At 67.9% G+C, this 16879-nt stretch carries 18 protein-coding genes; 6 read left to right on the top strand and 12 right to left on the bottom strand.

Features of this window, described 5'->3' with window-relative positions:
• The first annotated feature begins 29 nt into the window (after positions 1–29).
• Complete coding sequence (locus tag RYM47_RS04415) at positions 30–1334, top strand: sensor histidine kinase (protein ID WP_315386352.1); 1305 nt, start codon at positions 30–32, stop codon at positions 1332–1334.
• Entirely contained in the window at positions 1331–1933 is a 603-nt protein-coding gene (locus RYM47_RS04410; protein WP_315386351.1) for a response regulator transcription factor, read from the top strand. The genes RYM47_RS04415 and RYM47_RS04410 overlap by 4 nt, the downstream gene beginning before the upstream one ends.
• 22 nt (positions 1934–1955) lie before the next feature.
• Here the strand turns inward: RYM47_RS04410 and RYM47_RS04405 are convergent, their stop codons facing one another.
• From RYM47_RS04405 to RYM47_RS04365, 9 genes are all read right to left on the bottom strand, one after another.
• Positions 1956–2513 carry a cytochrome b/b6 domain-containing protein gene (locus tag RYM47_RS04405; RefSeq protein ID WP_315386350.1) on the bottom strand — a complete coding sequence of 186 codons (558 nt, stop codon included), beginning with the start codon at positions 2511–2513 and terminating at the stop codon, positions 1956–1958.
• Positions 2510–3616, bottom strand: coding sequence for a catalase family peroxidase (locus RYM47_RS04400; RefSeq protein WP_315386349.1), 1107 nt, complete (start codon positions 3614–3616; stop codon positions 2510–2512). The genes RYM47_RS04405 and RYM47_RS04400 overlap by 4 nt, the downstream gene beginning before the upstream one ends.
• Positions 3617–3758: 142 nt before the next feature.
• The gene (locus RYM47_RS04395) at positions 3759–5126 is read right to left on the bottom strand and encodes a leucyl aminopeptidase family protein (protein WP_315386348.1); all 1368 of its coding nucleotides are present in this window, start codon (positions 5124–5126) and stop codon (positions 3759–3761) included.
• On the bottom strand, positions 5123–5860 hold the full coding sequence (locus RYM47_RS04390) for an HAD family hydrolase (protein ID WP_315386347.1): 738 nt from the start codon (positions 5858–5860) through the stop codon (positions 5123–5125). Before RYM47_RS04390 ends, RYM47_RS04395 begins: the two co-directional genes overlap by 4 nt.
• 51 nt (positions 5861–5911) lie before the next feature.
• A complete protein-coding gene (locus tag RYM47_RS04385) occupies positions 5912–7021 on the bottom strand; it encodes an AI-2E family transporter (protein WP_315386346.1) in 1110 nt (369 codons plus the stop codon).
• Between the two features lie 110 nt (positions 7022–7131).
• A complete protein-coding gene (locus RYM47_RS04380; protein ID WP_315386345.1) occupies positions 7132–7605 on the bottom strand; it encodes a protein sip-5 in 474 nt (157 codons plus the stop codon).
• Entirely contained in the window at positions 7602–8108 is a 507-nt protein-coding gene (locus tag RYM47_RS04375) for a phage holin family protein (protein WP_312326953.1), read from the bottom strand. The genes RYM47_RS04380 and RYM47_RS04375 overlap by 4 nt, the downstream gene beginning before the upstream one ends.
• 6 nt (positions 8109–8114) lie before the next feature.
• Complete coding sequence (locus tag RYM47_RS04370; protein ID WP_315386344.1) at positions 8115–8480, bottom strand: hypothetical protein; 366 nt, start codon at positions 8478–8480, stop codon at positions 8115–8117.
• A gap of 137 nt (positions 8481–8617) precedes the next feature.
• Positions 8618–10045: a Do family serine endopeptidase gene (locus RYM47_RS04365; protein ID WP_315386343.1), complete on the bottom strand. Its 1428-nt coding sequence runs from the start codon at positions 10043–10045 to the stop codon at positions 8618–8620.
• 591 nt (positions 10046–10636) lie between these two features.
• Between RYM47_RS04365 and RYM47_RS04360 the strand changes: the two genes are divergently transcribed.
• Entirely contained in the window at positions 10637–11572 is a 936-nt protein-coding gene (locus RYM47_RS04360; RefSeq protein ID WP_315386342.1) for a histone, read from the top strand.
• A gap of 126 nt (positions 11573–11698) precedes the next feature.
• A complete protein-coding gene (locus RYM47_RS04355; RefSeq protein ID WP_315386341.1) occupies positions 11699–12385 on the top strand; it encodes a hypothetical protein in 687 nt (228 codons plus the stop codon).
• A gap of 45 nt (positions 12386–12430) precedes the next feature.
• On the opposite strand, the gene RYM47_RS04350 is transcribed toward RYM47_RS04355, so the two are convergent.
• On the bottom strand, positions 12431–12796 hold the full coding sequence (locus tag RYM47_RS04350) for a DUF1428 domain-containing protein (RefSeq protein WP_315386340.1): 366 nt from the start codon (positions 12794–12796) through the stop codon (positions 12431–12433).
• Positions 12797–13457: 661 nt separating this feature from the next.
• Here RYM47_RS04350 and RYM47_RS04345 point away from each other — a divergent pair.
• Complete coding sequence (locus tag RYM47_RS04345; protein WP_070208575.1) at positions 13458–14030, top strand: Ax21 family protein; 573 nt, start codon at positions 13458–13460, stop codon at positions 14028–14030.
• Between the two features lie 118 nt (positions 14031–14148).
• On the top strand, positions 14149–14574 hold the full coding sequence (locus tag RYM47_RS04340; protein ID WP_315386339.1) for an NUDIX domain-containing protein: 426 nt from the start codon (positions 14149–14151) through the stop codon (positions 14572–14574).
• 10 nt (positions 14575–14584) lie between these two features.
• Here the strand turns inward: RYM47_RS04340 and RYM47_RS04335 are convergent, their stop codons facing one another.
• Positions 14585–15688: a sugar kinase gene (locus RYM47_RS04335; protein ID WP_315386338.1), complete on the bottom strand. Its 1104-nt coding sequence runs from the start codon at positions 15686–15688 to the stop codon at positions 14585–14587.
• Positions 15685–16866: a GDSL-type esterase/lipase family protein gene (locus tag RYM47_RS04330; RefSeq protein WP_315386337.1), complete on the bottom strand. Its 1182-nt coding sequence runs from the start codon at positions 16864–16866 to the stop codon at positions 15685–15687. Before RYM47_RS04330 ends, RYM47_RS04335 begins: the two co-directional genes overlap by 4 nt.
• Between the last annotated feature and the right edge of the window lie 13 nt (positions 16867–16879).

Here is a 16879-nt window from a genome sequence, read left to right as displayed (position 1 = left end):
GCCGATGGCGACACGCGAAGCTGGATGCCATGATCGCTCCCGATCCCTTTGCCCAGGACATTCCCGTGCTGCCCAGCTGGCTCTCCTCGCGTTTGCGACCCGCACCGGACTCGGCCGTGGCCGACAACCTGCGCAGCGGCAAACCGGCCTGGTCCGACGCGGTGCACCTGCTGTGGACCGGCTGGGTGTTCCTGACCCCGATCTTCGGCGGCGGCTTTACCGCCACGTGGGTGTGGCTGACCGTGCTGACCTACCCGGTGTTCCTGGCACTGTACGGCCGCCAGCTGCTGGCACCGCGCCGGTACGCGCCGCGCTTTGCGCTGGCGATGGTGGCGATGGGCCTGGCGCTGCTGCCGTGGTACCCGTCGGGCATCAGCTACTTCATCTTCGGCTGCGTCACCCTGCGCGTGTGCCGCAGCGGCAGCGCGTGGCGCTACCTGGCCCAGCTGGTGGCACTCAACGCCCTGTTCGTCGGCATCGCGCTGTGGGTGGGCTACCACTGGCAGCTGGTGGTGTGGATTCCGGCCATGGCGATGATCATCGGCATCATCATCAACGTGGAAAGCACCAACAAGGACCGGGAAGCCGCCCTGCAGCTCTCCCAGGACGAGGTACGCAGGCTGGCCGCCACCGCAGAGCGCGAACGCATCGGACGCGACCTGCACGACCTGCTGGGGCATACCCTGTCGCTGATCACCTTGAAGCTGGAGCTGTCGCGCAAGCTGTTCGACCGCGACCCGGAGCGTGCCCGCGCCGAGGTGACCGAGGCCGAAGCCATCGCGCGGCAGGCGCTGGCCGAAGTGCGCAGCGCGGTCACCGGGATCCGCGCCAGCGACCTTGCTGCTGAACTGGCGGCAGCGCGGCTGCTGCTGGAGTGCCAGCACGTGCACCTGGACTACCCGTCGCCGCCGCCGATGCCCGTGGAGATCGAACGCGGGTTGGCGCTGGTGCTGCGCGAAGCAGCCACCAACATCGTGCGCCACGCGCAGGCGCACCAGGCCTGGGTGGCGTTCGAGCAGGACGGGCGCATGCTGTCCATGCAGGTTCGCGATGACGGGCAGGGCGGCGTGCAGGTGGATGGCAATGGGCTGACCGGCATGCGTGAGCGGGTGGCGGCGTTGCGCGGCACCTTGCTGGTGACGTCGGTGCGCGGGCAGGGCACCACGGTGGCGGTGCAGGTACCGCTGCCGGCGGCGACGCGCGCGGTGCCTGCAGCCGATTCCCAGAAGGCGAGCACCGATCCGGCGCCGGTCGAAGGGCCGCGGGTGCAGGCCGAGCCATCGCTGTCGGCGGCACCGTCGATCAGCACAGCTGCCAGCACGGTGGTTCCATGATCCGCATCGTTCTTGCCGAAGACCAGGCCATGGTGCGCGGCGCGCTGTCCGCGCTGCTCGGGCTGGAGCCGGACATTGAAGTGCTGGGCGCCGCCGCCGACGGTGAAGCGGCGTGGCGCATGCTGCAGCAGTTGAAGCCGGACATCCTGGTGACCGACATCGAGATGCCGGGGCTGTCCGGGCTGGAACTGGCGCAGCGCATTTCGCGCCACGGCCTGCCGATCAAGGTGGTGATCGTGACCACCTTCGCGCGCTCGGGATTCCTGCGTCGCGCGCTGGATGCCGGCGTGTGCGGTTATCTGTTGAAGGACGCGCCGGCCGAAAAGCTGGCCGACGCGCTGCGCCAGGTGCAGCACGGCGGCCGCGCCATCGACCCGCAGCTGGCGCTGGACGCGTGGTCGCAGGCCGACCCGCTCAACGACCGCGAACGCCAGGTGCTGCGGCTGTCCGGCGACGGCCGCTCGGCGAGCGAGATCGCCACCCAGCTGGGCCTGTCGCACGGCACGGTGCGCAATTACCTGTCCGAATGCATCGGCAAGCTGGGCGTGGCGAACCGCATTGAGGCATATCGCCTGGCGCGGCAGAAGGGCTGGTTGTAACCCTGCACGATGCGCCTACCGGTCATCGCCCGGTGGATTTCCTGCTGTCGCTGCCCCTCGCCATCGCCTGGAACACGCCATCCCGCCGCACCCACAGGTGGAACAGCGCCGCACTCAAATGCAGCACCACCGTGGCGAACAACACATACGCCAGCACACTATGCGCGCCGCGCAACGCCGCATACAGCGCCACGTCGTGCGGCAGGATCGGCGGCAGCAGCACGCCCTTCCACATCTGGATGGGGTAGCCACCGGCCGACAACATCGCCCAACCCACCAGCGGCATCGCCAGCATCAACCCGTACAACACCCAGTGCGACGCATGCGCGGCGAACACCTGCCACGCCGGTAGGTCCGCCGGCAGCGGCGGCGGCCGATGCCGCAGCCGGTTCACCAGCCGCACCAGCGCCAGCAGCAGGATCGCGATCCCCAGCGGCCGGTGCAGGTCCACCAGCATCGGTCGCCAGTGCAGCGAGGCGACCATGGTCACCCCCACGAACAGCATGGTCAGGATCAGCACCGCCATCAGCCAGTGCAGCACGCGTGCGGTCAGGTTGAAATGCCCGTTGGAGGTCTTCATCGACGTGCTCCGGAAGCCGGCGCCGCACCACTCGCGGTTTCCCGTTCGCGGCGATTGAACGATTCGGAATACACCGCCGAACGCGCGGCCAGGATCGGATCATCGGTGCCGGCCATCCCGCTCGGCAGGATCAGCGGATCGAAATTCACGTTGTTGCAGGCGCCTCCGGCCTGCGGCTGCATCGCGGTCAGGCTGAGCGTGCCAGCCTTGACCCGGCGGCGGGTGTCCGGCCATGGGATGGAGGGGTCGTTGATCGCATCGCCCGGTTCGGCCAACGTGATCCACATGTCCCAACGCACCGGTCCCTGCGCCAGCCGCTGCGCGAACTCGTCAGCCAGGTAATCCACGCTCGCCTGCGCGCGCTGCTCGGGGCTCATCGTCTCGAACGCAGCTTGCGGCACCATGCTCCAGCGCACTGCCTGTTCGGTACCGTTGGCGGCGGTGAAGCGGAAACTGTTCACCCCGTTGTAGTCGGTGTTGGCCCAGCTGGTGGACCACGGCGCGGACTTCGCCCACGCCCCGAACGCACGCGCCGAAGGGTACTTCGCGGCAATGGCCGCCTGCCTGGCCGGGTCCGGTTTGCCGGTTGCCGGATCGGGAATCCCGGCGCGGGTCTGCTCCAGAAACGCTTCGGTGGTGGGTACCGCAAAGAACGGGAAGCTGTTCATCGCCGTGCGCCATTCCTGGCCGTCGTCGGTTACCAGCTGCAGCGCCATGCTGCGCACCCGCGCGCTGGCATCGGCGCCATGCGGGTCGCCGCCGCCAATCGAGAGGCGGCCCAGCACTGGCACCTGCTGCTGGCGGAACACCCGAGCCGAACTCAGCGCGGCACCCTCCGGCGTGCCCTGGAAGCTGCCGCTTACGCACACGCCCTTGCTGTGCGCGCGGCGGAATCCGGCGTGCTTGGCGCCAGTCGCTTCAATGGTGTCGGTAAAGGTCTGCGCGGTAACGCGGTCGCGCCCGATCCAGCCGGCCAGCCAGGCGAAGGCCAACACCACCGCCCCTGCAATCAGCGCGATCAGTCCGATCCACAACAGCGGCGAATGCGGTGGACGCGGGGCGTCCGGCTCCCGGCCGGCGCGGGTGTATCGAAAGAGCGACATGGGCCGTTACCTGCCTTCAAGGTGGGTCGAGCGCATGGTCGCAGAACCCCCGACAGGGTGGTATTCACATTTTCGACAACCTTTAACGGCAGATCCCCGCCGAGGCGGGGATCTGGGTTTTCACCTGTGCCAGGACCGGCGCTTACAGATACCGGCCTTTCAACATCGTCCACGCCGAGCGCAGCGCCAGCGCCTCGCCACCGGCCGGACGGCCCGGTCGTTCACCATCGTTCCAGGCGTACACATCCAGATGCGCCCAGACCTGGCCTTCGGCAATGAAGCGCTCCAGGTACAGCGCCGCAGTGACCGAACCGGCCATGCGCGAACCGGCGTTGGCCAGGTCGGCAATGCCGCTGTGCAGGTAACGCAGGTACGGGCGCCACAACGGCATGCGCCACACCGGGTCGCGCGTGGTTTCACCGGCCTGCAGCCACTGCTGGGCCAGCGTGTCGTTGTTGCTGAACAGCGCCGGCAGGTCCGGGCCCAGCGCAATGCGCGCCGCGCCGGTGAGCGTGGCGAAGTCCAGCACGATCTCCGGCTTCTGCTCGCTGGCGTAGGTCAGCGCGTCGCACAGCACCAGCCGACCTTCGGCGTCGGTATTGTCGATCTCGATGCTCAGGCCCTTGCGGGTGGCGATCACTTCGCCCGGGCGGAACGCTTCCGGCCCGATCGCATTTTCCACCGCGGCAATCAGCAGGGTCAGCTGCACCGGCAGCTCCTGCGCCATGATCAGCCCGGCCAGGGCCAGCGCGTGCGCGGCGCCGCCCATGTCCTTCTTCATGTTGCGCATGCCGTCGGCCGGCTTGATGTCCAGCCCGCCGGTATCGAAGCACACGCCCTTGCCGACCAGCGCCACGTGCGGGCGACCGGCCTGGCCCCAGCGCAGCGCGATCAGGCGCGGCGCGCGGTGCGAGGCGCGGCCCACCGCGTGGATGGCCGGGAAGTTCTGCTCCAGCAGTGCGTCGCCGGTGATCACTTCCACCTGCCCGCCATGCGCCGCGGCCAGTTCACGGGCGGCGTCTTCCAGCTGCTGCGGGCCCATGTCTTCGGTGGGCGTGTTGACCCAGTCGCGCACGCGCAGGCTGGCGGTGATCACATCGCGCACTTCGGCAGCGGGCGTGGCCAGCAGCTGCGCCGGGGCGCGGTTGGGCTTGCGGTAGCGCGCGAAGCGGTAGCTGCCCAGGCCCCAGCCCAGGTGCAGCAGCGTTTCAATCGGCGCCGGCAGGGCATCGGCCAGCTGCCACACGGTGCCTTCGGGCAGGGCGAACGGGGCATGCGCGTAGGCATAGGCATCGCCGCTGTCGCCCACGCCGATGATCGCACCGGCCAGGCCGTGCTCGCCCGGCAGCAGCACCACGCTGCAGCCGCTGCCGTTGAAGTGCTGCGCGTCCAGCCAGGCAACCAGCGCCGGCGCCTGCTGCGCGCGCCATGCCGCGAACTGCTCGCGATCCATGACGTGCAGCGGCAGGGCATTGGTGGAATCGGTGGTGAAACCGGTGATCTGGGTCATGCGGGGTCGTGCTCCGTTCGTGGCCGGGCGTCCTGTGCCGATGCGTTCGCATCGAGCCAGTCGGCCAGCCCGGTCAGGGTGTCGAACTGCAGGTCGGGCTGCAGCGAAGGATGGTGCCAGGTGTGTTCAACGCGGTTGATCCAGCAGCCGCGCAGGCCGGCCTGCATTGCGCCGACCACGTCCATGTCCACGTGGTCGCCCACGTGCAGCACGTGGGCCGGGGCCACGCCCAGGCGTTCGCAGGCGGCGTGGAAGATGCTGGCGGCCGGCTTGGCCGCGCCGTGTTCGCGCGAGCCGAGCTGGAAGGCGAAGTGGTGGTCCAGCCCGATCCGGGCCAGGTCGGCGTTGCCGTTGCTGAGTGCGGCGACCGGCACGCGGGCGGCGATACGGGTCAGCGCCTCGATCGCGTCCGGGTAGCACTCCACCTGGTTGCGGGCGGCATAGAACGCCTCGTAGGCCGGTTCCAGCAGGGCCAGGTCGGCTCCGCTCTTCTCCAGTGCCTCCTGCAGGGTCAACCGGCGCAGCGCGCTGAGGTCGTAGTGCAGGTGCGGGTTGTCGCGGAAGGAGCGCTCACGCAGTTCGCGCATCGCCGCCACCGGGTACATCGTGGCGGTGGCGGGGCTGTGCTGGAGCATCCACTCGTACAACACCTGATCGATGCGGGCGCCGATGGGGGCGAACGGCCACAGGGTGTCGTCGAGGTCGAGGGTGATGGCTAGGACTGGAAAATTCACCCGGCCATTCTACCCCTGTGGGCGCAGCCACGCAGGGCGTGGCTCTACCCGTTATTCCAACAGCTTGGCCCAGCCTTGAGTGCCTTCCAGCCGCGCCAGCACCAGCTTGATGCAGACCAGCAGCGGCACCGACAGCAGCAGCCCGATCATGCCCCACAGCCAGCCGAACACCATCAGCGCCAGGATCAGGATCAGCGGCGAGATCGCCATCCGCCGGCCCAGCACGATCGGGGTCACCACCTGGCCCTCGATGGTGTGCAGGGCGAGGTAACAGGCCGCCGGCAGCAGCGCCTGGAGCGGGTCGCTGAACTCCACGAAGCCCATCAGCAGCATCAGGGTGACCCCGATGAACGGCCCCACGTACGGCGCGAAATTCAGCAGCGCCGCTACGGTGCCCCACAGCAGGGCCTCCTGCACGCTGATCCCGAGCAGCAGCAGTACCCCGGAGAAAATCAGCCCGACCAGGGCATTGATCACGGTGATGGTCAGCACATAGCGCGACACTTCCCGCTCGATCGAACGCAGGATGTCGGCGGTGAACCGCTGCTGCTGGCGGCTGGGGAACAGCGCGATGGCGTGTTTCTGCAGGTTCTGCCCGTAGATCATGAAGAACAGGGTCAGCAGCACCACCGCCAGCACCGAGGCGGCAAGGCGCGGCGCCCGGGTCAGTACCTTGTAGGGATCGTCGAGCTGGGTGCGCACCACCTGCACCCGCCGGCTGCTTTCGCCGCCTGCCACGCGCGCGAAGTTCTCCGCCGCCTGGTTGGCCTGCTGCACCGGCTTGGTCAGGTTCTGCACCTGGCGCGCCACCTTGCGCAGCTGCTGCGGCGCTTCCTGCGCCCAGTCCATGGCCGGGCCGACCAGCTGCACGCCCAAGGCCGCAGCGCCGCTCAGCCCGACCCCGATCACCAGCACCGCAGCGAGAAAACGTGGGACCCACATCCGGCCCAGCAACCGCAGGATCGGGTTGCCGACCAGCGCGAAGAACATCGCCAGCAGGATCGGCAGGATGATGTCCTGCGCGGCCCACAAGGTGAAACAGACGGCGAGGAAGGCCAGTATCACCAGCGACATCGGGCCACGTGGACGCGGTGCGTGCGGCGGGGGCGGAGGTGCGACGACGTCGAGGTCGGCAGCAGGGGAGGTCACAGGAACGCTCATGCAGGTCGCACGCTGGGTAGGTCACGCATTATTGGGCACGCCCGGGGGTACGGCGTGTGTAAAACGATGGGTGTGCCCGCGCCCTGCCGTTGGCAGGGCGATGACAACGACTAACGTTCGGACAAGTCGGTCGCCGCTTCCGCCGGCAGCGGCTGCGCCGCCTCCTGCGTGGCGGTGACCTGCGCGCGCGGCGTCGCCACGGGCGCAACCGTCGCCTGCGGCGTCCGCACCGGTGCGACCGGGGTGGGGTCTACGGCCTCGTCGACCTTGTCGGCCGCCTGCTCGGCAGTCTCAGCCGCGTCGCTGGCCTGCATCGAGGCCACCGCGGCCTGTGCACTGGCCAGCAGATTGGACACCGATCCGATCATCTGCAGCCAGCGCGCACCATGGAAGCGGGCGCCGCCCGGTTCCAGCTTGCCGGCCAGGAAGCCACCGGCCAGGCCCACGCTGATGATGCGCAGCGGGGTCCAGCCTTCGCGCCAGGCCTGGCTGAGGGTGAACCAGCTGCACTGGGTTTCGTCGACCCGGACCGACACGACTTTTTCCGCGCGTTTGACCCGGTGACGCAACGCTTCGAACTTCATGGCGAACGCTCCGTCGGTTCGGGCTGCCCTTCGGCATCCTCGTCGGTGGGCTCGTCGAACAGGCCCAGCCGCGCCAGCTGCCGCCGGGTGGCATGCATGCCGGTGTGGCGGAAGAAGAACGACACCCGCCAGATCGCATAGCCGGTCATGGCCAGGCTGACGAGCGAGGTGATCAGCAGCGAATGGAACCAGGACAGGCCCCAGCGCTGCATCAGTGCGATCAGCGTGCCGGCCAGCAGCAACCAGGCCGAGGCGCCGAATACGATCGCCACCCCGCTCCACGCCAGGGCGCGGCCGAATGCACTGCGGGCCAGGGCGAACTCGAACGAAGCCAGCCGCCGCAGCGAACGCAGCGTGTGCTTTGCCGAATCGACCGTGGCTCGGCCGGCCTGGCCGACCTCGCGGATGCTTTCATCCAGGCGCGGCGCGGCGCGCGCGCCCGTATCGCCGTCCGGTGGAGGCGTTGCTCCACCGTCGGGCGTCGACTGTGCTTGATCGCTCACGCCGACTTACTTGTCGCCGCCGCTGCGGGCCAGCTTGGCGATGATCCAGCCGGCGGCGAAGGCCACGCCGAACGAAGCCAGCGGGCGCTCGCGGATCAGCTCGGCAGCGCTGTCGACCAGGTCCTTGCCCTTGTCCATCAGCGCGTCGACCTGCTCCTTGGCAGCGGCGCCGCCGAATTCAGCAGCGGCCAGCCCGGAAAGCGCGGTGTCGGACAGCTCGGCCTTGACGTTGGCACGGCCGATGCGCAGCTCATCACCGGCAGCGCCGGTGGCGCCCTTGATCGCACCGCCGGCAGCGGTGGCGGCCGACTTCAGGTGCGAACCGGCTTCGCCCAGGTGTTCCTTGAGGTTTTCGGTGTTGGTGGGGCTCATCGTGACTCTCCGTTAGGTAATCGATGGGGAAGGTGACCGCGGATGAACCCGTCGGCAACGAACACAAGGTAATAGCACCGAGCGGGTGTAGAGGGTGTCAGCTGGCGTGATCCGCACGCGAAGGCTGGCTGAGCGGTTCAGCGCATCACCAGGTCGCCGCGTGCGTTGCCGCGCACGATACGCAGCACCAGCTGCTGCGGTGGCTTCTGGAAGTTGGCGCGCCAGCTGGCCAGGTCGGCGAACTCGCCCACGCTGGACTGGATGATCACGTCGCCCGCGGCCAACCCTGAGTTGGCTGCGCGGCTGCCGCGCTTGACCTCGCTGACCATGACGCCGCCGTCGCCGGCCTGGCGCAGCGTCTCGGGCAGGTCGACAAACGTGGCGCCGGCCAAGCGCGGGTCCAGGCTTTCGCCGGCCACCGCCCGCGCCTGTTCCTTCAGCGTCGCCTTGAGCTGCAGCGGCTTGCCGTCGCGGCGAACGTCCAGGTTCAACGCGCTGCCGACCGGCTGCAGGCCTTCCACGTTGTGCAGCGCAACCGCGCTGTCGACCCGCTGGCCGTTGGCCGACACCACGACGTCGCCCGGCTTCAGTCCGGCTGCCGCCGCGCCCGATCCGGCCAGCACGCGGGTGACCAGCGCGCCGCGCGCTTCGCTCAGGCCCAGGTTCTGCGCCAGCGCCTGGGTCAGGTTCTGCGCCTCGATCCCGAGCGTGCCGCGCACCACCACGCCGTGCTTGACCAGCTGGTCCACCACGTCGCGCGCCAGGTTGGTGGGAATGGCCAGGCCCAGCCCGATGTTGCCGGCCATGCTGCCCTGCGGGTTGAAGCTGGCGGTGTTGATACCGACCAGCTGGCCCTGCAGGTTGACCAGCGCGCCGCCGGAGTTGCCCGGGTTGATCGAGGCGTCGGTCTGGATGAAGTTCTGGTAGCCCAGCCCGCGGATGCCGGTACGGCCCACCGCCGAGACGATGCCCGAGGTCACCGTCTGGCTGAAACCGAACGGGTTGCCGATCGCCACCACGAAGTCGCCCACGCGCAGCTGCGCGCTGTCGCCCAGCGGCAGCGCGGTGAGCTTGTCGGCCGGAATGCGGATCAGCGCCACGTCGGTGTCGCGGTCCGAACCCAGGAACTCGGCCTTGACCGTGCGCCCGTCGGACAGGGTTACCTGCACGTCGTCGGCGTTGTCGATCACGTGGTGGTTGGTCAGCACCAGGCCTTCGGCCGCGTCGATGATCACCCCCGAGCCCAGCGACTCGTTGATCCGCTCCTGCGGCACCTCGGGGAACAGGCGGCGGAAGAACGGGTCGTTGAAGTACGGGTTGCGCACCCGCACCACCTGCTTGGTGTTGACGCTGACCACCGCCGGCATCACCCGTTCCAGCATGGGCGCCAGCGACGGCACCGGCTGGCCCGCGACCGAAGCCGGCAGCGCGGCCGTGGCCGGAATCGCCAGCGCCGCTGGCGCCGCCTCGGCACGGTTGTCCAGGTTGGCATTGATTGCGGAGGCGACGAAGCCACCGAAAGCGGCAGCAAGCGCAAGCGTAAGCAGGGTCGGAAGCGGTCGCATGGGAGTCCGGTAGGTGCGGGGGACGGGTATACGGTAATTCAAGCTGAATGAGTCTGTCTCGGCACGCCTGAAACTGGGGTGAGCGGTTTCGTGGTGGCGGCCCGACCAACCGACGGTGCGCTGGCGAATGCGCTGATCGCCGTCGCCCTGCACGCGTCCGCTTCGAACGCGCGGCCGGCGGCGGCGCGCATCGGTAGGGTCGGTTCCCAAACGACCGCCGATAACACCGATCGGCGCTTTAACGCATGGACCCCAAACCGAAAAACGCTCTACCACCAAACGTCGACGCACCTTCAAAACCGCGCACTTGCAGAAAAATTGGCAACAAACCGATCGCACACAACGACCAATCGCGCCGCACGCGCCACCGCGTCACCGCACCCGAACGCAACCGCCGCCACGCATCCGCGTACCAACCGCACCGCTGTTTTAAAGCACTTTTCAGAAAACTGCCTGTCGACCTGCGTTCCCAACCACCCACCTCCCCACCACACCCGCGACTCAAAACCTGCGACAAGACCGTTCCACGACGGACAACTCCGGTATAGCATCGCCAGCGAAATCACTGACCAGGCCCCTCAGGAGGGCAACATGAGCAACGGAAATGGTGTGACCGCGACCCTGTCGCAGGGCGTCGACAGCGTAAAAGAGACGGCCGAGAACGTTGGCGAAACCATCGCCCACACCGCTGAAGAAGTGGTGGCCTCGGTGAAGAAGACCGCCAAGCGCGCCCGCAAGGCCGCCACCACCCAGGTTGCCAAGGTCAAGAAGGCCGTCAAGAAGGCCGAGAAGACTGTCGCCAAGAAGGCTGACAAGGCCGCCAAGTCGGTGGGCAAGACCCTGGCCAGCGCCAAGAAGAAGCTGGAAGCGGCCAAGTCCAACGCCAAGGCCGAAGCGGCCGCGCTGACCAAGAAGGTCGCCAAGAAGAAGGCCGCCGCCGAAAAGGCTGTGACCAAGACCACCAAGGCCGCCAAGAAGGTTGCCGGCAAGAAGGTCGCCACCGCCAAGAAGGCCGTGACCAAGAAAACCGCCGCTGCCAAGAAGGCCGTGACCAAGAAGACTGCCGCCGCCAAGAAGGTCGCGGGCAAGAAGGTCGCCACCGCGAAGAAGACTGTCGCCAAGAAGTCGGCCACCGCCCGCAAGGTCGCTGGCAAGAAGACCGTTGCCGCCAAGAAGGTCGTCGGCAAGAAGGTCGCCACCGCCAAGAAGGCTGTTGCCAAGAAGTCGGCCACCGCCAAGAAGGTCGTGGGCAAGAAGACCGCCACCGCCCGCAAGACCGTCGGCAAGAAGGTCGCCACCGCCAAGAAGGCTGTCGCCCGCAAGTCGGCTGCTACCAAGAAGACCGTCGGCAAGAAGGTTGCCACCGCCAAGAAGGCCGTAGCCCGCAAGTCGGCTGCCACCAAGAAGGCCGTTGGCAAGGAGACTGCCGTGGCCCGCAAGTCGGTCGCCCGCAAGGCCGCTCCGGCCAAGCGCGCCGCCAAGACCGTGGCCCGCAAGGCTCCGGCCAAGCGCGTCGCCCGCAAGTAACAGCGTCAAGCACGGCGCCTGCCTTCGGGCAGGCGCCGTGAGCTCCAGCGCCAACACGCCGCGGCGACGCGGTGTCCGGTAAAACGCAGAGGCTTTCCCGCCGGTACGACAGGGAGTCTGCACACCATGCGCAACCTGGATTTCAGCTCCTGGCAGGCCATGCTCTCGACACTCGTCGGGCTGGCTGTCATTACGCTCATGGGCGTGGGTATCCGCCTGGTATTCATGCAGACCCTGCAGCAGCGCCGCGAGCGCGAGAACCGCCAGATCAACGAGCGGCTGCGGACCCTCATTGCCGCCTATAAAACCCTGGGTGGGTCATTCACCGGCGCCTTGCACGTGGACCCGCGCCACCTCCGCGACCTGCGCCAACTGGAAGCAGACAGCGACGAAGGCCTGGACCTGCCGGTCAGTGCCGGCAGCGACCGCGCCCGCCGCATCCGCGATGCCGTTGAGGCGGCCCTCTCCGACATCGTGCTGCTCGGTACCGACGAGCAGGTTCGCCTGGCCGCGCATGCCGCCAATGAACTGGCCCAAGGCCGCGCCGTGCCGACCGCCGAACTGGTGGTCTCACTGCGCGACTTCATCCGCGAAGCCCTGGACCTCGCGCCGATTCCCACAAGCGTGACCATTCCAAGCCAGGGACCCGCCCGGCCCGCGCCGGGTGGTGCGCGCGGCAAGGCCGGCGGCGACGACCGTGCCGGCGGAAGAGGAGGTGGCGGCGGTGGAGGGGGTGGAATGGGCGGTGGTGGCGCGGGCATGGGCATGGGCGCGGCCCACCGCCTGGACGACGACAGCAGCCACACCCGCTGACCGGGGCGGTGGCTGCGTGCGTCGTCGTCGCTGCGTGGCGGCGCGTTACTTCTTGCCGTTCAATTCCACGATCGGCACGAAGCCGGCATAGATCATCCGCTTGCCGTCGAACGGCATCGGATTGTTGGCCGGATCCATGCGCGGGTCTTTCATCATCTTTTCCATGCCGGCATCGCGCGTGGCCTTGTCCGGCCATTCGATCCAGGAGAACACGATGGTCTCATCGTCCTTGGCTTCCACGGCGCGGAAGAAGTCGGTCTGCTTGCCGTGGGTGACATCGTCGCCCCAGCATTCCACGACGCGGGTGGCGCCAAACTCGATGAACACCGAATCGCCTTCATTGGCGTGTTTGATGAACTTCTCTTTATTGGCGGTGGGTACGGCCAGTACGAAACCGTCGATATAGGACATCTGCAGCCTCCGGTAACCGGTGCGCCGGAATGGGCACCTTCAATGGGTACGACGCGGGGGAGTGCGGGAAATCGACAATGCGCCCTGGCGCCGTCAGATTCGGTGACGACCACGTGTGCACGCGGTGTCATCACGAAGAATCAAGCAGTTGCATGACGGAATCGACCCATTTCCGCCGGAAAGGGTCAGAAAATCCCTAACATCAGTGGGGAACATTCTGATGTTAATAGGCGCCGATTCAGCCCACTATTCAACGGCCGGGCAGGACGCTCCCCAAGAGACCTGCGGTGTGACGCCCCAGCTGCGTCAGCCGGTGCACTACGGAAAATGGGCGCGTTAGCCGACTACTCCCCAAGAGCGGCTTCCCCAACGCGCGACGCCCCGCAAGGGTATCGTCGTGACCAGATTTCCCTTTCTCCTCGCGTCAATCCTCTTCCAGCGCGATGTCCACGCGCCGTTCATGCATGCGCGTGCACGCACAAAACACCTGAAAAATGCAGCGCGCGCGTATGCCAGAGCGCAACTGAACCGTTGCCCAAAATCCACGGTGTTGAAAGCGGCGTACTTCAGGGCGCGTTGTGTCGAATAACGGAGAATTTACATTCCCGATGCAGAAGCCGCTTGCGCCACTGCACGAACGAACAAGAAAAGGTGTACCCCCATGAAGACTTCCCTGATTGCCCTGGCGCTGGCCGCCGCTCTGCCGTTCGGCGCTTCCGCTGCTGAAGGCCTTTCCTACAATTACGCCGAAGGCGATTACGTCAAGACCGATGCCGACGGTGGCAAGGCTGACGGTTGGGGTGTAAAGGGTTCGTACGCGTTCCACCCGAACTTCCATGCGTTTGGTGAGTTCAACCAGCAGAAGACCGACATCGGCGACTTCAAGGTCGACCAGTGGCGCGTCGGCGTGGGCTACAACCAGGCCATCGCTGCCAGCACCGATTTCGTGGGCCGCGTTGCCTACAACAAGTTCGACCCGAAGGAAGGCCTGGACTTCAACGGCTACAGCGCTGAAGCCGGTATCCGTACCGCGTTCGGCCAGCACGCCGAAGTCTATGCAATGGCCGGCTACGAGGATTACAGCAAGAAGCACGGCATCAACCCGGATGGCGCCTTCTACGGTCGCCTGGGTGGTCAGGTCAAGTTGAACCAGAACTGGGGCATCAACGGCGACATCAAGATGGATCGCCACGGTGACAAGGAATGGTCGGTCGGCCCGCGCTTCAGCTGGTAAGCGGCGTCTGATCGCTTCGCTACGCGCGGTACCGGCGTAGCGGCAGGGGCCCGGCAGATTGCCGGGCCTTTTTTATGCGCGCGCTGGGGCGATAATGCGGTGACTTCCGGAGATCTCCATGTCTGAGTCCATCCCGTCGCAGCAACCCCGTGTCGGCTGCGGTGCCGTCATCCAGCGCGCCGACGGCGCGATCCTGCTGGTCCAGCGCGGGCGTCAGCCCGAACAGGGTCACTGGGGCCTGCCCGGCGGCAAGGTCGACTGGATGGAGAAGGTCGAAGACGCAATGGTGCGCGAGGTGCTGGAAGAAACCGGCCTGCAGGTCAGCGTCGAACGGCTGCTGTGCGTCGTCGACCATTTCGAGCCCACGCTCGGCCAGCACTGGGTCGCCCCGGTCTACCTGGTGCGTGCACCGGCCGACGCGCAGGCCCTGCACCTGGAGCCGGAGGCCATCCTCGCGCTGGACTGGTTCCAGCCCGATGCGTTGCCCGCCCCGCTGACGCGGTCGGCTACGGCAGGACTGGCGCAGCTCTCAGCGCTGCGCTGACCTGCGTTTCTCAACGCCGCGCCGCTGCGCCCTCGCCGCGCGCCACGGCTTCCACTTCCTCGCGGCTGGCGCAGGCGGTATCGCCCGGTGTGGACATCGCCAGCGCCCCATGCGCGGCGCCCAGCTCCACGGCCGCCTGCTCACCCAGACCCTCCAGCAGCGCATGCACCACTCCGGCCACGAATGCGTCGCCGCCGCCCACGCGGTCGAGCAGGTCCACGTCGCGCACGGCGGAGAGGTATAGCGCCTCACGGTTGCGTAGCGCGCCGGCCCAGCCATTGCGTGCCGCGTTGCTCGCGTCGCGCAGCGTGAACGCCACCGCCTGCAGATTGGGGAAGCGCTGCAACGCGCGCTGCGCGGCCGCGTCGGCCGGCCCGACGTCCATCGGCGTGGCGCGCTTCCCGAGGTCGGCCAGGTCCATGCCCAGGCAGGCCGCGAACGAATACTCGTCGCCCACCAGCAGGTCGCACTCGGCGGCGATCGCGCAGTTGGCATGGCGCGCCGCATCCGGGTCCGGGTGGCTGTTCCACAGACTGGCGCGGTAGTTGAGGTCGTAGGACACCGCCACCCCATGCCGGCGCGCGGCGCGCACGGCGGCTATGGCGGTCTGCGCGCTGTGTTCGGACAGGGCAGCGAAGATCCCGCCGGTATGCAGCCAGCGCACACCGTGCTGGCCGAACAGCACCTCCCAGTCCAGTTCCTGTGGCTGCAGCTGCGAAGCGGCCGAGTACGCGCGGTCGCTCACGCCCAGCGGCGCGCGTACGCCGAAGCCGCGCTCGGTGAAGTTCAAGCCCATGCGCGTGTTGCGGCCAATGCCGTCGTACTCGCGCCAGACGATCTGACTGGTATCTACGCCGCCAGCCTGGATCAACTGCTGGGCCAGCAGGCCCAGCTCATTGCGCGGCAGCGCGGTCAGCACCGCGCTGGTGTGGCCGAAGGTGCTGCTCAACCCGCGTGCCACGTTGTACTCGCCACCGCCTTCCCACACCTGGAACTGCCGCGCGTTGCGCACCCGCCCTTCGCCGGGATCGAAGCGCAGCATCACCTCGCCGAGTGCCATCGCCTGCCAGCGCGGATGGGCATGCGCCGCCAGCTGGAACTGCTGCATGCTCATCGTGCCTTGCAGCCGAGCAGGGCCAACTCCACACCCTCGGCCATGCGCCGGTAACCTTCGTCGTTGGGGTGCAGGAAATCGCGGGTGATCGCCTCGGGCAGGAACTCCGGCTTGGCCGGGTCGCGCAGGATCTGGTCGAAGTCGATCAGCGCGTCGAAGCCACTGCGGCCGCTGCGCATCCAGGTGTTGAGCGTGGTGCGGGTGCCGGCCGAGACCGGCTCGTAGCGGTCCGAGCCGCCGAACGGGGTAATGGTTGCGGCGATCGCCTGGATACCGTTGTCGTGCAGGCGCGCGGCGACCTGGCGGTAGCCCAGCACCATGTCGTCGGCGTTGCGGCCGGCGACCGGCGGGGTGCCACCGTCGTGGCGGATATCGTTGATGCCCTCGAACAGGATCACCCGGCTCACGTGCGGCTGCGCAATCACGTCCCGGTCCAGCCGGGCCAGCGCGCTGTGGCTGCGGCCATGGTCCATCACCTTGTTGCCGCTGATGCCGGCGTTGACCAGTACCACCTGGTCCGGACAGGCCTGCTGCAGGCGGGCGGCCAGCAGCGCCGGCCAGTCGCCATTGCTGCCCCGGGTTGCGGTGGCCCCTTCGGTGATCGAATCGCCCAGTGCCACCACCACCACCGGCACGCTGCTGCGCTCGGCCAGCACGGCCGACACCACGTTCTGGCGGTAGGCCAGCTTCACCTTGTCGCCTACCTCGGCCTGGCGGCCATCGGCAATGCGCAGCGCGGTGCGGCGAACCGCCGGCTGGGTGGCATCGGGGAAATACACGGTCAGCGAAACATCGGCCAGGGCCGGCACCGTCATCGGCACCGGGTCGCTGAGCAGGGCGGCGCCGACCGGAACCACCACTTCGCTGCGGCCATTGAACGTCACCAATTTTGACGGGGTCGCCGTGCCGGTGCGCTGCGCGCTGGCCCCGCCGATATGCAGCGGCGCCGCGCCCAGCTCGTTGCTGATGCGGAAGCGCAGTGCCGTGGCGGAACTGGCCAGGCGCATGTCCTGGCGCACCGTCTGGTTGGCGAACTGCACCGGCGCCTCCGGGGTGCCGTCCTGGCGGTCGGGGGCCGGCGAAGCGGTCCAGGCCGGAACCCAGACCTGGGCCTGGGTGGGCAGCGCCGCGGCGCTGGTGGCAAGTGCAAGTGACAGTGCAGTGGTCCAGCGCAGCATGGCAGCCCTCCCA

Source organism: uncultured Stenotrophomonas sp. (genome assembly GCF_963519125.1).
Classification (GTDB): Bacteria; Pseudomonadota; Gammaproteobacteria; order Xanthomonadales; family Xanthomonadaceae; genus Stenotrophomonas.
This window is presented reverse-complemented; position numbering and strand designations above follow the sequence as displayed.

Excerpts from the sequence above, each read along its gene's own strand:
- RYM47_RS04335 (WP_315386338.1), bottom strand. The coding sequence starts at position 15,688 with ATGAGCATGCAGCAGTTCCAGCTGGCGGCGCATGCCCATCCGCGCTGG.
- RYM47_RS04340 (WP_315386339.1), top strand. The coding sequence starts at position 14,149 with ATGTCTGAGTCCATCCCGTCGCAGCAACCCCGTGTCGGCTGCGGTGCC.
- RYM47_RS04370 (WP_315386344.1), bottom strand. The coding sequence starts at position 8,480 with ATGAGCCCCACCAACACCGAAAACCTCAAGGAACACCTGGGCGAAGCC.
- RYM47_RS04405 (WP_315386350.1), bottom strand. The coding sequence starts at position 2,513 with ATGAAGACCTCCAACGGGCATTTCAACCTGACCGCACGCGTGCTGCAC.
- RYM47_RS04365 (WP_315386343.1), bottom strand. The coding sequence starts at position 10,045 with ATGCGACCGCTTCCGACCCTGCTTACGCTTGCGCTTGCTGCCGCTTTC.
- RYM47_RS04330 (WP_315386337.1), bottom strand. The coding sequence starts at position 16,866 with ATGCTGCGCTGGACCACTGCACTGTCACTTGCACTTGCCACCAGCGCC.
- RYM47_RS04395 (WP_315386348.1), bottom strand. The coding sequence starts at position 5,126 with ATGACCCAGATCACCGGTTTCACCACCGATTCCACCAATGCCCTGCCG.
- RYM47_RS04380 (WP_315386345.1), bottom strand. The coding sequence starts at position 7,605 with ATGAAGTTCGAAGCGTTGCGTCACCGGGTCAAACGCGCGGAAAAAGTC.
- RYM47_RS04355 (WP_315386341.1), top strand. The coding sequence starts at position 11,699 with ATGCGCAACCTGGATTTCAGCTCCTGGCAGGCCATGCTCTCGACACTC.
- RYM47_RS04360 (WP_315386342.1), top strand. The coding sequence starts at position 10,637 with ATGAGCAACGGAAATGGTGTGACCGCGACCCTGTCGCAGGGCGTCGAC.
- RYM47_RS04350 (WP_315386340.1), bottom strand. The coding sequence starts at position 12,796 with ATGTCCTATATCGACGGTTTCGTACTGGCCGTACCCACCGCCAATAAA.
- RYM47_RS04345 (WP_070208575.1), top strand. The coding sequence starts at position 13,458 with ATGAAGACTTCCCTGATTGCCCTGGCGCTGGCCGCCGCTCTGCCGTTC.
- RYM47_RS04415 (WP_315386352.1), top strand. The coding sequence starts at position 30 with ATGATCGCTCCCGATCCCTTTGCCCAGGACATTCCCGTGCTGCCCAGC.
- RYM47_RS04385 (WP_315386346.1), bottom strand. The coding sequence starts at position 7,021 with ATGAGCGTTCCTGTGACCTCCCCTGCTGCCGACCTCGACGTCGTCGCA.
- RYM47_RS04410 (WP_315386351.1), top strand. The coding sequence starts at position 1,331 with ATGATCCGCATCGTTCTTGCCGAAGACCAGGCCATGGTGCGCGGCGCG.
- RYM47_RS04400 (WP_315386349.1), bottom strand. The coding sequence starts at position 3,616 with ATGTCGCTCTTTCGATACACCCGCGCCGGCCGGGAGCCGGACGCCCCG.